The following is a 13,075-nucleotide window of genomic DNA, read 5'->3' as shown; positions in this document are numbered from 1 at the left end:
CCGGCGCCTCGACCGGGCAGACTCGGGGCATGGGCGCAGACACGGCCTGGGTGCTGCACGTCGACCTCGACCAGTTCGTCGCGGCGGTCGAGGTGCTGCGCCGCCCGGAGCTCGCGGGCAGGCCGGTCGTGGTCGGCGGTCGCGGCGACCCGACCGAGCGAGGAGTCGTGTCGACCGCGTCCTACGAGGCACGGGTGTTCGGGGTGCACTCCGGCATGCCGCTGCGGATCGCCGCGCGCAAGCTGCCCGACGGGGTGTTCCTGCCGGTGGACGCGCCGGAGTACGAGGCGGCGTCGGAGCGCGTGATGACGACGCTGCGCTCGCTCGGCGTCGTCGTCGAGGTGCTCGGGTGGGACGAGGCGTTCCTGGGAGCCCGCACCGACGACCCGGAGGCTCTGGCCCGGCGGGCGCAGGAGGACGTCCTGCGCGAGACGCACCTGCACTGCTCGGTGGGCATCGGGGACAACAAGGTGCGCGCCAAGATCGCCACCGAGTTCGGCAAGCCGGCCGGTGTCTTCCGCCTGACCGCAGAGAACTGGTTCGAGGTGATGGGTGACCGACCGACCCGCGAGCTGTGGGGCGTGGGGTCGAAGGTGTCCAAGCGGCTCGCCGGGTTGGGGATCGCGACCGTCCACGAGCTGGCGGCCGCGCCGGCCGACGCGCTGGTCGCGGAGTTCGGGCCACGGATGGGCCTCTGGTACCACGAGCTCGGGCAGGGCCTCGGACCGGTGACGGTCGACGACAGCCCCTGGGTGCCGCGCGGCCACAGCCGCGAGACGACGTTCCAGCAGAACCTCACGACGCCGGAGCAGGTGCGCGAGGCGATCCGCCGGCTGGCGCGCGACGTGGTCGAGGACACCGCGCAGGACGGGCGACCGGTGATCCGTGTCGCGCTCAAGGTGCGCTACGCGCCGTTCGTCACCAAGGGCATGAGCCGCAAGCTGGCCGAGCCCACGCGCGACGCCGAAGCCGTCGTCGAGGCGGCGATGGCCCTCGCGGAGAAGCTCGAGGACCGCGAGGTGCGGCTGCTCGGCGTGCGCGCGGAGATGGCCATGCCCGACGACCCGGTCGACCGGACCCCGGTGCGCGGCCGGATCTGACCGTCAGCCGGCCAGCGCCGCCCGGAGGAAGGCGATGTCGTCGGCCTGGGTCTCCGCGGGCGTCTCGACGATCGCGTCGCACCCCGCCTCCCGGACCACGTGCGCGATGAGCTCGGGCGGGATCGTCCCGGTCGCGAAGCCGGCGTGCCGGTCGCGCGCCGAGCCGTGCGGGTCGCGCGAGCTGTTCGCGTGGACGAGGTCCACCCGGCCGGTGACGGCGCGGACGCGCTCGACCAGGGTCTCGAGGTCCTCCCCCGCGGCCCACGCGTGGCACGTGTCGAGGCACGGGCCCACGTCGTACTCGCCGATCGCGTCCCAGAGCAGCGCGATCCGGTCGAGCGTCCGGGCGCACGCGTTCTCGCCACCCGCGGTGTTCTCGACCAGCACCCGCACGGGGAACGTGGCCCGCTCGAAGGTCTTGCGCCAGTTGTCGATGCCGACCGCGATGTCGTCGCCGTCGCCGACGTGCCCGCCGTGCACGATCAGCCCACGGGCGCCCAGGGTCGCGGCCGCGGCCGTGTGCTGCGCGATCATGTTCCGGCTCGGGATGCGGATCCGGTTGTTCGTCGACGCGACGTTGACCAGGTAGGGCGCGTGCGCATAGATGCCCAGGCCCGAGGCGACCAGCGCGTCGGCGTCGGTGCGCGGCACCGGCTTCTTCCACCCCTGCGGGTCGGCCAGGAACAGCTGCACGGACTGCGCGTCGAGCTCGGCGGCGGCCGCCACCGGGTCGTCGCCGCGCACGTGAGCGCCGATCAGGACCACGACGATCTCCTTCCGCTGGACCAGGCGCCAGGCTAGACCGAGACGCCCACAGCCGCCGTGGCTGCAGCGCCGCACGCTGTACCGTGCCCAGCATGACCCGCACGCTCGGTCTGTGCTTCGCCCACCCCGACGACGAGACGTACGGGTCGTTCGGGACCGTCGCCCTGCACGCGGCCGATCCGGAGCTCCGGCTCGTGGTCCTGCACGCGACCGACGGCGGGGCGGGTGAGGTCGCGCCTGGTGTCGAGGTCGGACCCGAGGGGCTGGGCGCGCTCCGCCGCGTCGAGGACGAGCGGGCGTGGCAGGCAGTGGGACGGGTGCCGGACCGGCACGACTGGCTCGGCCTGCCCGACGGCGACGTCGCCGGCGTGCCGCTCCCCGACCTGGTGGACCGCGTCGCCGCCTTCCTGGACGAGGAGCGGCCCGACGTCGTCCTCACGTTCGGTCCCGACGGGATCACCGGTCATCCCGATCACATCGCCATCGGCGCGGCCACGGACGCGGCCTTCGACCGGGTGCGCGCCGACGGCGGCCCCGGGCTGCGCCGGCTCCTGCACGGCGGGATCCGGCAGTCGTGGTTCGACAGGCACCAGGCGTGGCGCGCGTCGCACGGGTTCGAACCGTGGGTGCCGGACCGGCTCTACCACCTGCGCGGGACGCCGGACGCGCTGATCGGCATCGACGTGCCGACAGCCACCGTCTCCGCGCAGGTGCTCGCCGGCCTGCGGGAGCACCGCAGCCAGGCGCACGTGCTGATGCCTGCCGGCCTGGACGACGGCTCGTTCGTCTGGGGCACCACGAGCGAGACGCACGTCATCGCCTGGCCGCCGCGCGGGCCCGACGACGCCTGCCTGACCGACGTGTTCGAGGGTCTCGGCTGAGGCGAGGCGCTCTCGCCGTGCGGTCCGGCCGCTGCGGAACGACGATGCGTTCATGCACGGCGCACGCGGCATCCCCGCCCTTCTCGCGATCGTCGTGGCCTCCGGCTGCGCGGTCGGGTCGTCGGCGAGCCCCGCCGACGACGCGCGCGCCCTGTCCGCCCCGGTCGCGCAGGCGACGTCGGCCGTCGAGACCGCCACGATCGCCGTCCAGCTCCTCGTCGACGACCGCCTGACCCCTCCGGTGACGGACACCGCCCTCGTCGACCAGATCCACRTGCTCKAGGAGGCCGCCGACGCCGTCTCCACTCTCGTGCCCGGCGACGCCCGGGGCGCCGGGTGGCAGGAGGACGCGCTCGCCGCGGTCCGCGACGCGCAGGCGGCCGTCGTCGCCGCACGCGGCTGGGCGAACGACGCGGCGGGGACGGGCGACGTGGTGCGCGCGGGCCTCGACGCGAGCGCCGACCAGCTGGACGAGCTGACCACCACGCTCGACGAGGCGGGTGCCTCGTGAAGAAGGTCCTCGGGCTCGCGCTCGRCATCCTCACCGCGATCGGCGGCTTCCTCGACATCGGGGACCTGGTGACCAACGCGGTCGTCGGCTCCCGGTTCGGGCTGTCGCTCGCGTGGGTGGTGGTCGTCGGCGTCGTGGGCATCTGCCTGTTCGCCCAGATGTCGGGGCGCGTCGCGGCCGTGAGCGGGCGCGCGACGTTCGAGATCATCCGCGAGCGGCTCGGGCCCCGGGCGGCCGGCGCGAATCTCTCGGCGTCGTTCCTCATCAACCTGCTGACGCTCACGGCCGAGGTCGGCGGCATCGCGCTCGCGCTGCAGCTGGCCAGCAGCGTCGAGCCGCGGCTCTGGATCCCGGTGGCCGGGCTGGCCGTGTGGCTGGTCATCTGGCGGACGCGGTTCTCGATCATGGAGAACGTCACCGGGCTGGTCGGGTTGACGCTCATCGTGTTCGCGGTCGCGGTGTTCCTGCTCGGGCCCGACTGGGGAGACCTCGCCCAGCAGGCGCTCCACCCCACGGCGCCGGCCCAGGAGGGGCAGGCCGTGTACTGGTACTACGCCATCGCGCTGTTCGGGGCCGCGATGACACCGTACGAGGTGTTCTTCTTCTCCTCCGGTGCCGTCGAGGAGAAGTGGAAGGTCAAGGACCTCGTGCAGTCCCGGATGAACGTGCTGGTCGGCTTCCCGCTCGGCGGCGTGCTGTCCGTCGCCATCGCCGCGTGCGCCGCGATCGTGTTCCTGCCGAAGGGCATCGAGGTCTCGTCGCTCTCGCAGATCGTGCTGCCGGTCGCGCTCGCGGGCGGCAAGCTCGCGCTCGCCGTCGTCATCGTCGGCATCGTCGCCGCCACGTTCGGGGCCGCACTCGAGACGTCCCTGTCGAGCGGCTACACGCTCGCGCAGTTCATGGGCTGGTCGTGGGGCAAGTTCCGCCGGCCGTCTCAGGCCGCCCGGTTCCACCTGACCATGATCATCTGCCTGCTCGTCGCCGTCGGCGTCCTCATGACTAGCGTCGACCCGATCAAGATCACCGAGTTCTCGGTCGTCTTCTCCGCCATCGCGCTGCCGCTGACGTACCTGCCGATCCTCGTCGTCGCCAACGACCCCGAGTACATGGGCACGTACGTCAACGGCCGCGTCACCAACGCGTTCGCGCTGGTCTACCTCGTGATCATCGTGGTGGCGTCCGTCGCCGCGATCCCCCTGATGATCGTGACGGGAGCGGGCTCATGAGCCTCCCACCGGACGAGCGCCCACCGGGCCTCGTGCTCGACGCGCGCCTGCACCTGCTGGACCGGCAGGTCCTGGACGTCGACGGGGTTCCCGTCTGCACGGTCGACGACCTCGAGGTGCACGGCGTCGACGGCAGCGACCGACCCGACGGCTCCCAGCCGGCCGTCGTGACCTCGTTGCTCAGCGGCGCCGTGCTGGCCACCCGGGTCTTCGGCGGACGGCCGCCCTCGTCGCGCTGGCACCGGATCCGTTGGGCCCACGTCGCGGACGTCGGCACCACGGTGAAGCTCGGGGTGCAGGGGTCCGAGCTCGACGTGACGTGGACCGAGCGCTGGGTCCGCGACCACATCATCACGCGCATCCCCGGAGGCAGCCATGATCCTGGGTGACCTGCTCGACTCCCCCGTCCTCGACCCAGGCGGAGCCCGGCTCGGGTTCGTCGTCGACGTCCGGCTCGCGCTGGACGGACCGCTCGACGGCCTCCTGGCGGCGCCGCGGCTGCACGGGCTGCTGGTCAGCCCGCGCACGGGCACGTCGTTCCTCGGCTACGAGCGCAACGGCGTCAACGCTCCGGCGGTGCTGGCGCGCTGGTTCGCATGGCGCCACCGCGGCACGTTCCTGGTGCACTGGACGGACGTGGAGTCGGTGACCGGGGACGCCGTCGCTCTGCGTGCGGGGTTCCGGCGCTTCGCCGCCGACCTGCCCGGCTCGCCCACCCAGCGTCCGTGAGCATCCGCATCGGGACGTCCGGCTGGTCCTACGACCACTGGGACGGCGTTCTCTACCCCCCGGGCCTGCCGCCGTGGGACCGGCTCGGCCGCTACGCGCAGGAGTTCGACACCGTCGAGCTCAACGCCAGCTTCTACCGGTGGCCGCGCGAGTCGACGTTCGCCGGCTGGCGGCGCCGCCTGCCGCCCGGGTTCGGCATGTCGGTGAAGGCCTCGCGCGGCCTGACCCACGCCAAGCGCTTGTACGCGCCCGAGGCCTGGTCGGAGCGCATCGCCCGCTCCTGGCACGAGCTGGGCGAGCGGCGCGAGGTCGTGCTCGTCCAGCTGCGCCCCGACCAGGAGCGGGACGACGCCCGGCTGGACTGGTTCCTCGGCTCGCTGCCCGACTGGGTGCGCGTGGCCGTCGAGCTGCGCCACCCGTCGTGGCAGGCCGACGACGTCTTCGCGCTGCTCGAGCGCCACGGCGCCGCGTCGTGCGTGATGAGCGGCGCGCACCTGCCGTGCGTGCTGCGCGCCACCGCGCCGTACGTCTACGTGCGGATGCACGGTCCCGACCACGACCACCTCTACGGCGGCTCGTACTCCGACGACGACCTGCGCTGGTGGGCCGACCGCATCCGCGAGTGGTCGCACGACGGACGCGACGTCCTCGTCTACTTCAACAACGACGGCGGCGGGAACGCGGTGCACAACGCCCGGACGCTGCGCTGGATCCTCGGCGCCTGAGGCATCAGAAGACCGGCTTGCCCCCCGTCACGCCCAGCACCGTGCCCGAGACGTAGGACGCGGTCGTGGCCGAGGCGAGGAAGACGAACGCGGGGGCGACCTCGGCGGGCTGACCGGCACGACCCAGGGGTGTGTCGGACCCGAACTTCTCGATCTTCTCCGTCGGCTGCGTCGCGGGCTGCAGGGGCGTCCAGATGGGTCCCGGCGCGACCGCGTTGACCCGGATCCCGCGCGACCCGACCTCCGCGGCGAGGTTGACGGTGAAGTTGTTGATCGCCGCCTTGGTCGAGGCGTAGTCGAGCAGCGACTCCGACGGCTGGTAGGCCTGGATCGAGGAGTTGTTGATGATCACTCCCCCGTCGGACAGGTGCTCCAGGGCGGTCTGGGTGACCCAGAACAGTGCGTACAGGTTGGTGGTGAACGTCCGGTCCAGGTCCTCGGTCGTGATGTCGGCGATCGACTCCCGCCGGGCCATCTGGAAGCCGGCGTTGTTGACCAGGACGTCCAGCCCGCCCAGCTGCTCGACCGCGTCGCGCACGGATGCGCGCGCGGCGCCCTCGTCGCGCAGGTCGGCGGGCAGTAGCACGCAGCGGCGGCCCGCCTGCTCGACCCACCGGGCCGTCTCCTGCGCGTCGACCTGCTCCTCGGGCAGGTAACCGATCGCGACGTCGGCCCCCTCCCGGGCGAAGGCGATGGCGACCGCGCGGCCGATGCCCGAGTCTCCGCCGGTGATCAGCGCTCGTCTGCCGGTGAGCTTGCCGCTGCCCTCGTAGCTGTTCTCGCCGTGGTCTGGCCGGGGCGACATCTGTCCCGTCAGTCCCGGGGGCTGCTGCTGCTGGGCGGGGAAGGTCGTGTCGTCGTCGGGCATGGCTGCTCCTTGCTCTCGTCGGGGTGCGGGTGTCAGGGGGCGACGAAGCCGATGGCCTTGTGGCTGCCGTCGCAGAACGGGGCGATCGCGGACGCGCCGCAGCGGCAGAGCGCCACGGTGCGCCGTCGGCGCTCGAGGGGGACGCCCGCCCCGTCGACGAGCTCGACGTCCCCGCGCACGAGCAGCGGACCGTTGGGGCACGCCTCGATCGTGGGGGGCTGCGGCGCGCTCATGCCGCTCGCAGGGACGAGGTGCCCGCCGACCAGGCACCGAGCAGGTGCCGACCCACCCGGTCGTCCAGGTGCAGGCAGGCGGCGGCGCCGAACAGGACGTCCACGACGAGCTCCGGCTCCTGCTCGGCGAGTCCCCCGGCCAGGTCGCGGCCGGCGATCTGCTCGTGGACGGCGTCGGCCTCGACGTGCTCGTCGAAGTACTCGGTGGTGGCGGCGTCGTGGCCGAGGCGCCGGAAGCCGTCGCCGTACAGGCGGTTGGGCAGCGACGACGTCATCTCGAACGCGGCGAGATGCCCGGCGATCGCGCCGCGCCAGCGCCGGTGCAGGCCGAACAACGACATGAGGTTGAGGGCGGCGAGCGTGACCGCGGGGATCCGGTCGACGTAGTACCCGTAGTCGTCGACGAGGCCCAGGCCGCGCATCGTTCGGGCGAACAGCGCGCTGTGCATCCGTTCCGGCCGGCCGCCGCCGTACTCGTCCGACTGCACCTCGACCAGCGCCGCCTTCGGGGCTCCGGACAGGCGCGGGATCGCCCACGTGTGGGGGTCGGCCTCCATCAGCTGGTACAGCGACCGGTGGATGAGGAGCTCCTCCACCTGCGCGGCGTCGGCGGTCCTGCTCACGTAGCGGGCGACGCTCGGGCCCGGTCCCGGGGCGGTCATCGCGAAGAGCGCCGACGCCACGGCCTCGCGTTCCGCGGCGGTCTCGGGCGGGACCGGCACGGCGTCGCGGAGCGCCCGCTCGAACGCCTCCTCCAGGATCCGGCGCAGGCGCAGCAGCGCCGGATCCCACTCCCAGGCGTCGTCCACGCCCTCGAACCCGCGGTAGTGGAGTGCGTACAGCGTCCACAGCGTGAGCTGCAGGTCGTCGTCGACGACGGGGTCGGGGACGTCCGCGGCGGTGCGCCAACGATCCACCAGCGACGCGTCCGCGACGGCGTCGGCGTGCGGTGGGTGGACCAGCAGGTCGGTGAGCGAGGAACCCAGGGGTCCTCGCGGTACGGGCAGCTTCATGCGTCGAGCTCCGTCCGGGTACAGCCGCCCGATGCTGGAGCAGCAAGCCTTGCCTTCAGCCTGCGCCAGGGCGGCCTGGACCGCGACCGCTCCCGGACGTCAGGGTCGGCTGAGACGAAGCAGCTCCACGTCGACCAGGCGCCCACCGACCACCGACGCCGTCATGAACGTCGCGAACGGCTGTCGTCGACGGTCCGTCGGCGAGCCCGGGTTGAGCAGTCGCATCCCTCGCGGGGTGACCGTGTCCCACGGGATGTGGCTGTGGCCGAACACGAGGACGTCGAGGTCCGGGTGCTCGTCGTCGCAGCGGCGCTCGCGGCCGGTCGCCGCCCCCGTCTCGTGCACGACGCCCAGCCGCAGGCCGTCCAGCTCCACCCGGGCGACGAGCGGCAACCGCTCCCGCAGCGCGGGACCGTCGTTGTTCCCGTAGCAGGCGACCAGTCGCCGCGAGCGCGCGGCCAGGGCGGTGTGCGCGTCGACGGAGACCCAGTCGCCGGCGTGGACCACGACGTCGGCGGCGTCGACCGCCTCCCACACCACGGCCGGCAGGTCGCGGGCGCGGCGCGGCAGGTGCGTGTCCGCGAGCAGGACCAGCTGCACGGTTCCTCCCGCCCGGTCAGCCGACGAAGATGCAGAACGGGTGGCCCGCAGGGTCGGCGTAGACCCGCAGCGGCTCCTCGAGGTCGTCGGACCGGTCGAACAGGAGCCGCGCGCCCAGCCGGAGGGCCCGCTCGTGCTGGACGTCGAGCTCGGCGATGTCGGGCACCGTGGTGTCGAGGTGCAGCTGCTGCGGGATCGGACCCTCCGGCCAGGTGACCTCCGGCAGGGCGTCGACCTGCTGGAACGCGAGCGGGACGCCGCTGGTCGACCGGAGCACGAGCCAGTCCTGCTCGGCGTTCTCGGGCTCGTCGCCGGGCCGGTACTCGAGCCCGAACAGCTCGCGGTAGAACTCCGCCAGCCGGCGGACGTCGGTCGTGTCGAGCACGACCTGCCGGATCGTCGGGAACGTCGCCATGAGTCCTCCTCTCGTTGTCGGACGGGACCGTCGCGCGCCGTGCTCCCGCCCGGTGGACCCGACCCACTCTGGCAGGCGCTCCGTCCCGGTGGTAGGACGCAGGACGTCCGCCCCCTCGCCCGAGGAGATCCCCTCGATCGTCCAGGCCGATCCGGCGCTCCCGCGGGCGGATCTCCAGGCGCTGGGGCACGCGGGAGAGCGCGGGCGTGGTGCACGGCTGAGCCGTTCGGTCCGGTCACCGCGCCAGGCGCGCCCACCACCGGTGCCATGGCGGCGCGTCCTGCCAGTTGAGCCGGAGCGTCCGCCAGGCGCGGTCGAGCCGGTGCACGCGCTGCGCGTGCCCGCGCAGCGACCGGGCGGACACCCCGACGCGCAGGAAGGGGTCGAACCGGATCCGCCGACCGGGACCGAGTGCGAACGCGAGGTCGAGGTCGTCGTGCACCTCGGGGTCGTCGCGCCGGACGGTGGCGCGGACCTCCAGCCATGACCCGCGGCGCACCGCCATGCTGGACCCCCACAGCGGGGTGTGGCCGAGCGCGAGGTGCGCCAGCACGTAGTACGCACCCAGGTAGGCGCCGGACGCGACGTCCCGCACCATCGGAGCCAGGTCGAAGAACCGACCGGAGCCCGTCACGGCGTCGAGCTCGGGGTCGTCGGCCATGCGCGCGGCGATGCGCTCCACCCACCGCGGGTCGGGGCGCGAGTCCGCGTCGAGGCGGGCGATGACGTCGCCGCGGGCGCGGTCGTACCCGGCTGCGGCCGCGCTCGGGATGCCGACGCGCGGCTCCGACACCACGATGGCGCCCCACGCCCTGGCGACCGCGGCCGTGGCGTCGGACGACCCGTTGTCCACGACCACGACCTCGGACGGCGCGACCGTCTGGCGGCTCAGGCGTTCGAGGCACTCGCGCAACGCGGGCGCGTCGTCGCGGACCGGGATGACGACCGAGACGGTCGGGCCGCTCATGCGACGACGAGCCGACGTCGGCGCGCCAGCGCGAGCCCCGCGACGACGCTGCCAGTGAGCCCCGCGGCGAGGTCGCCGACCGTGTCCTGATAGCCCACGTGGATGCTCGGGTCGAGGAAGGTGTGCCCGGCCCACTCGCCGATCTCCCACAGCACCGCCAGCGCACCGCCCGTCCCGGCGACAAGCAGGACGCTCCCCCACCGTGGGTGGCGGGCACCGTCGACGAGGTCCGAGGGCAGGACGCCCCAGCGCACGAGCGCGAGCACGGCGACGAGCGCGACCAGGCCGGTCGCGACCGCGTGCACCGCGACGTCCAGCCAGCCCACCGCGTCGTACCACCCGAGCTGCGCGGCCCAGGCCGCCAGCACGAGGGCACCGCAGTACGCCACGTCGAGCGACGCCGGGACCCCGATCACCCGCGGAACGAGCGACCCGCCGAGCACGAGGAGGAAGAGCGCGGTCGCCACAGGCCCGGACAGCCAGGTCCCGACGACGACGCTGACCGCGGCGAGCGCCCGGACGAGATCGCCAGGCACGACGTGGCGCGGCCACGCGGACGCCTGCAGCATGGGTGCGCCTTCCGGGGTCGAGATCCGGCCCGCGCCGCACCTCCCGAGCACGGGCAGCTCCTCGACCCGGACCCCCATGGTGCGCCACGGCCGACGGTCGCGCCGGGCGAGACTCGGTCCGTCGCCGTCGTCGGCGGCCCCCTCGACGGCCCGCTCGCACCCGACGGCCCCAGGCCGGCCGGCCCGCACCACGCGTACCGTCGCACCATGGGCTTCGACGTCGGCGCGGCGGCGTACGACCGGTTCATGGGCCGGTACTCCGAGCCGCTCGCGGAGCAGTTCGTCGCGACGGTCGGTGTGCTCCCGGGTGCTCGCGCCCTCGACGTGGGGTGCGGGCCTGGTGCGCTGACCGCGCAGCTGGTCGCGCGGCTCGGGGTCGACGCCGTCGTGGCCGTGGACCCGTCGGAGTCCTTCGTTGCCGCGGTACGCGCTCGCTTTCCCGGCCTGCGGGTACACATCGCCGTGGGCGAGTCGCTGCCGTTCGCCGACGACGCCTTCGACCTCGTCGCCGCGCAGCTCGTCGTCCCGTTCATGACCGACCCCGTCGCGGGGCTCGTGGAGATGGCCCGCGTGACCCGGCCCGGCGGGGTCGTGGCCGCGAGCGTGTGGGACCACGCCGGCGGAGGCGGTCCGCTCCGAGGCTTCTGGCGAGCGGTGCACGAGGTCGACCCCTCGGCCGTGGACGAGTCGCACCAGCCAGGCGCCCGCGCGGGGCAGCTGGCCACGCTCTTCCGTGCAGCCCACCTGCGCGAGGTGGTGCCCTGGAGCGAGACCGTGACCGCCGCCTACGCGTCCTTCGACGAGTGGTGGGAGACCTTCACGCTCGGGGTCGGGCCGGCGGGGTCCTATGTCKCCGGGCTCGCGGACGCCCAACGCGACGCGCTCCGGGCGCGCGCCGCGCGGCTCGTCCCGGCCGGACCGTTCGAGGTCGCCGCCGTGGCGTGGTGCGCGCGCTCAACGCCCGGGGACTCGACGCAGCAGCACCGCGATGGCGACCGCTGAGAGGCCGAGGAGGACGGCGCCGAGCAGCTGCGTCGACTGGAACGCCTCGCCGAACGCCCCACGCGCCGCGTCGAGCAGCTCGCCGGCGGCCGCCGGGTGCAGGTCGCGGGCGACGTCGATCGCGCGCCCGAGCGTGCCGTGCGCCGCCTGCCACGCGTCGTCGGGGACCCCGGCGGGCGGCGGCTGGGACATCCCGTCACGGAACACCACGCCGGCGACGCTCCCGAGCACCGCGATCCCCAGGGCTCCCCCCAGGTTGGTGCACGTCTCCAGCAGGGCGGACGCCCTCCCGGCCTGGCGCACCGGCGCGGCGGACACGGCAAGCCCGGTCGCGACGACATACACGGGGGCGAGGCCGAACGACAGGATCACCGACGCCACCACGTAGAGCGGCAGACCTCCGCCGTTCGGGACAGGCACAAGCAGGGCGAACCCGAGGGCGGACACCACGAGGCAGGCCGCGAGGGCGGCGCCCGGGCGCAGCCGGTGGGCGACGCGCGGCGCGGCCACCGACCCGGCCAGGTAGCCGAGCGCCGACGGGATCGTCCAGAGGCCCGCCTCGAGCGGCGAGAGCCCGAGCACGAGCTGCAGGTACTGCGCGAGCAGGAACTGCATCCCGTAGAGCACGAAGAACGCGATCGCGTTCGTCGTGACCGGGAGCGCGAACGCCCGTCGCCGAAAGAGCTCCAGCCCGAACGTGGGGTGGCTGCGCTGACGCGTGAGGAAACCGACGCCGGCCGCCGAGCCGACCACCAGCGCGACCAGCGGCTCAGCGCCTGTGCCGGACTCGGCGAGCCGGGTCACGCCGTACACGACCAGGAGGACGGCGACGACGGAGAGCCCGGCGCTGCGCAGGTCGACGGGGGCCGCGTCCTCGTCGCGGAACTCGGGCAGCAGGCGCGGGCCGAGCACCACGAGCAGCAGCATGACCGGGACCGCGACGACGAACACCGACCCCCACCAGAAGGCGCCGAGCAGCAGCCCGCCGACGACGGGGCCGATCACCCCGCCGAGCGCGAAGCTCGCGGTCCAGACCCCCAGCGCCGTGCTGCGCTGACGGGCATCGGCGAACATCGAGCGGATCAACGACAGCGTCGACGGCATGAGCGTGGCGCCAGCAACGCCGAGCAGCATGCGCGCGGCGACGAGCATCTGCGGGGTGGTGGACAGGGCCGCCAGCAGGGACAGCACCCCGTAGGCGCCGCCGCCCAGCAGGAGCAGCCGCCGACGGCCGACCCGGTCCGCCAGCGCACCCATCGCCATGAGCGAGCCCGCCAGCAGGAACACGTAGCCGTCGACGATCCACAGCAGCTGCGCGTTCGTCGGGCGCAGCTGCTCGGAGATCGCCGGGAGTGCGAGGTGCAGCACGTTCGAGCCCATCGACACCACCAGGCACGGCAGCACGAGCACAGCCAGGGCGGTCCACTCTCGCGTCCCGGCGCGGAACTGGGTCTGGGCCATGCACTCCAGT

17 protein-coding genes are annotated in these 13,075 nt (G+C 73.8%); 8 read left to right on the top strand and 9 right to left on the bottom strand.

Annotation, left to right across the window (positions count from 1 at the left end):
- Window positions 1-29 precede the first annotated feature (29 nt).
- Window positions 30-1,100, top strand: coding sequence for a DNA polymerase IV (locus ACXJKA_RS06955; protein WP_456824457.1), 1,071 nt, complete (start codon window positions 30-32; stop codon window positions 1,098-1,100).
- 3 nt (window positions 1,101-1,103) lie between these two features.
- On the opposite strand, the gene ACXJKA_RS06950 is transcribed toward ACXJKA_RS06955, so the two are convergent.
- Entirely contained in the window at window positions 1,104-1,865 is a 762-nt protein-coding gene (locus ACXJKA_RS06950; protein WP_456824456.1) for a deoxyribonuclease IV, read from the bottom strand.
- A 92-nt stretch (window positions 1,866-1,957) separates the two neighbouring features.
- Between ACXJKA_RS06950 and ACXJKA_RS06945 the strand changes: the two genes are divergently transcribed.
- Genes ACXJKA_RS06945 through ACXJKA_RS06920 form a run of 6 tightly spaced genes read left to right on the top strand, consistent with a single transcriptional unit; the run spans window position 1,958 to window position 5,937 of the window.
- Window positions 1,958-2,746, top strand: a complete 789-nt coding sequence (locus tag ACXJKA_RS06945; RefSeq protein ID WP_456824455.1) for a PIG-L deacetylase family protein — start codon at window positions 1,958-1,960, stop codon at window positions 2,744-2,746.
- Window positions 2,747-2,798: 52 nt separating this feature from the next.
- Window positions 2,799-3,257, top strand: a complete 459-nt coding sequence (locus tag ACXJKA_RS06940; RefSeq protein WP_456824454.1) for a hypothetical protein — start codon at window positions 2,799-2,801, stop codon at window positions 3,255-3,257.
- A complete protein-coding gene (locus ACXJKA_RS06935; RefSeq protein WP_456824453.1) occupies window positions 3,254-4,483 on the top strand; it encodes an NRAMP family divalent metal transporter in 1,230 nt (409 codons plus the stop codon). The genes ACXJKA_RS06940 and ACXJKA_RS06935 overlap by 4 nt, the downstream gene beginning before the upstream one ends.
- Entirely contained in the window at window positions 4,480-4,872 is a 393-nt protein-coding gene (locus tag ACXJKA_RS06930; RefSeq protein WP_456824452.1) for a hypothetical protein, read from the top strand. The genes ACXJKA_RS06935 and ACXJKA_RS06930 overlap by 4 nt, the downstream gene beginning before the upstream one ends.
- Entirely contained in the window at window positions 4,859-5,212 is a 354-nt protein-coding gene (locus ACXJKA_RS06925; protein WP_456824451.1) for a PRC-barrel domain-containing protein, read from the top strand. The genes ACXJKA_RS06930 and ACXJKA_RS06925 overlap by 14 nt, the downstream gene beginning before the upstream one ends.
- On the top strand, window positions 5,209-5,937 hold the full coding sequence (locus tag ACXJKA_RS06920; RefSeq protein ID WP_456824450.1) for a DUF72 domain-containing protein: 729 nt from the start codon (window positions 5,209-5,211) through the stop codon (window positions 5,935-5,937). The genes ACXJKA_RS06925 and ACXJKA_RS06920 overlap by 4 nt, the downstream gene beginning before the upstream one ends.
- 4 nt (window positions 5,938-5,941) lie before the next feature.
- Here the strand turns inward: ACXJKA_RS06920 and ACXJKA_RS06915 are convergent, their stop codons facing one another.
- The 7 genes from ACXJKA_RS06915 to ACXJKA_RS06885 form a co-directional block, all read right to left on the bottom strand.
- Window positions 5,942-6,805: an SDR family oxidoreductase gene (locus ACXJKA_RS06915; protein WP_456824449.1), complete on the bottom strand. Its 864-nt coding sequence runs from the start codon at window positions 6,803-6,805 to the stop codon at window positions 5,942-5,944.
- Between the two features lie 32 nt (window positions 6,806-6,837).
- Complete coding sequence (locus ACXJKA_RS06910) at window positions 6,838-7,038, bottom strand: CDGSH iron-sulfur domain-containing protein (protein ID WP_456824448.1); 201 nt, start codon at window positions 7,036-7,038, stop codon at window positions 6,838-6,840.
- On the bottom strand, window positions 7,035-8,051 hold the full coding sequence (locus tag ACXJKA_RS06905; RefSeq protein ID WP_456824447.1) for an iron-containing redox enzyme family protein: 1,017 nt from the start codon (window positions 8,049-8,051) through the stop codon (window positions 7,035-7,037). Before ACXJKA_RS06905 ends, ACXJKA_RS06910 begins: the two co-directional genes overlap by 4 nt.
- A 99-nt stretch (window positions 8,052-8,150) precedes the next feature.
- Window positions 8,151-8,651, bottom strand: coding sequence for a metallophosphoesterase family protein (locus ACXJKA_RS06900; RefSeq protein WP_456824446.1), 501 nt, complete (start codon window positions 8,649-8,651; stop codon window positions 8,151-8,153).
- 16 nt (window positions 8,652-8,667) lie between these two features.
- Window positions 8,668-9,066 carry a VOC family protein gene (locus tag ACXJKA_RS06895; RefSeq protein WP_456824445.1) on the bottom strand — a complete coding sequence of 133 codons (399 nt, stop codon included), beginning with the start codon at window positions 9,064-9,066 and terminating at the stop codon, window positions 8,668-8,670.
- Window positions 9,067-9,301: 235 nt separating this feature from the next.
- Entirely contained in the window at window positions 9,302-10,033 is a 732-nt protein-coding gene (locus tag ACXJKA_RS06890; RefSeq protein ID WP_456824444.1) for a glycosyltransferase family 2 protein, read from the bottom strand.
- Entirely contained in the window at window positions 10,030-10,602 is a 573-nt protein-coding gene (locus tag ACXJKA_RS06885; RefSeq protein WP_456824443.1) for a hypothetical protein, read from the bottom strand. The genes ACXJKA_RS06890 and ACXJKA_RS06885 overlap by 4 nt, the downstream gene beginning before the upstream one ends.
- Window positions 10,603-10,809: 207 nt before the next feature.
- Here ACXJKA_RS06885 and ACXJKA_RS06880 point away from each other — a divergent pair, with 207 nt between their 5' ends.
- Window positions 10,810-11,604, top strand: a complete 795-nt coding sequence (locus ACXJKA_RS06880) for a class I SAM-dependent methyltransferase (RefSeq protein WP_456824442.1) — start codon at window positions 10,810-10,812, stop codon at window positions 11,602-11,604.
- On the opposite strand, the gene ACXJKA_RS06875 is transcribed toward ACXJKA_RS06880, so the two are convergent.
- Complete coding sequence (locus ACXJKA_RS06875) at window positions 11,557-13,065, bottom strand: MFS transporter (protein WP_456824441.1); 1,509 nt, start codon at window positions 13,063-13,065, stop codon at window positions 11,557-11,559. The genes ACXJKA_RS06880 and ACXJKA_RS06875 overlap by 48 nt on opposite strands.
- Between the last annotated feature and the right edge of the window lie 10 nt (window positions 13,066-13,075).

The sequence above is a fragment of the Cellulomonas sp. P5_E12 genome (assembly GCF_054049315.1).
The sequence above is the reverse complement of the archived record's forward strand: the minus strand, read 5'-3'. Positions and strand labels throughout refer to the sequence as shown.

Bases quoted from the DNA above. Each gene is read 5' to 3' on its own strand.
- ACXJKA_RS06925 (WP_456824451.1), top strand. From the start codon at position 4,859: ATGATCCTGGGTGACCTGCTCGACTCCCCCGTCCTCGACCCAGGCGGA.
- ACXJKA_RS06875 (WP_456824441.1), bottom strand. From the start codon at position 13,065: ATGGCCCAGACCCAGTTCCGCGCCGGGACGCGAGAGTGGACCGCCCTG.
- ACXJKA_RS06955 (WP_456824457.1), top strand. From the start codon at position 30: ATGGGCGCAGACACGGCCTGGGTGCTGCACGTCGACCTCGACCAGTTC.
- ACXJKA_RS06945 (WP_456824455.1), top strand. From the start codon at position 1,958: ATGACCCGCACGCTCGGTCTGTGCTTCGCCCACCCCGACGACGAGACG.
- ACXJKA_RS06895 (WP_456824445.1), bottom strand. From the start codon at position 9,066: ATGGCGACGTTCCCGACGATCCGGCAGGTCGTGCTCGACACGACCGAC.
- ACXJKA_RS06885 (WP_456824443.1), bottom strand. From the start codon at position 10,602: ATGCTGCAGGCGTCCGCGTGGCCGCGCCACGTCGTGCCTGGCGATCTC.
- ACXJKA_RS06930 (WP_456824452.1), top strand. From the start codon at position 4,480: ATGAGCCTCCCACCGGACGAGCGCCCACCGGGCCTCGTGCTCGACGCG.
- ACXJKA_RS06905 (WP_456824447.1), bottom strand. From the start codon at position 8,051: ATGAAGCTGCCCGTACCGCGAGGACCCCTGGGTTCCTCGCTCACCGAC.
- ACXJKA_RS06910 (WP_456824448.1), bottom strand. From the start codon at position 7,038: ATGAGCGCGCCGCAGCCCCCCACGATCGAGGCGTGCCCCAACGGTCCG.
- ACXJKA_RS06890 (WP_456824444.1), bottom strand. From the start codon at position 10,033: ATGAGCGGCCCGACCGTCTCGGTCGTCATCCCGGTCCGCGACGACGCG.
- ACXJKA_RS06915 (WP_456824449.1), bottom strand. From the start codon at position 6,805: ATGCCCGACGACGACACGACCTTCCCCGCCCAGCAGCAGCAGCCCCCG.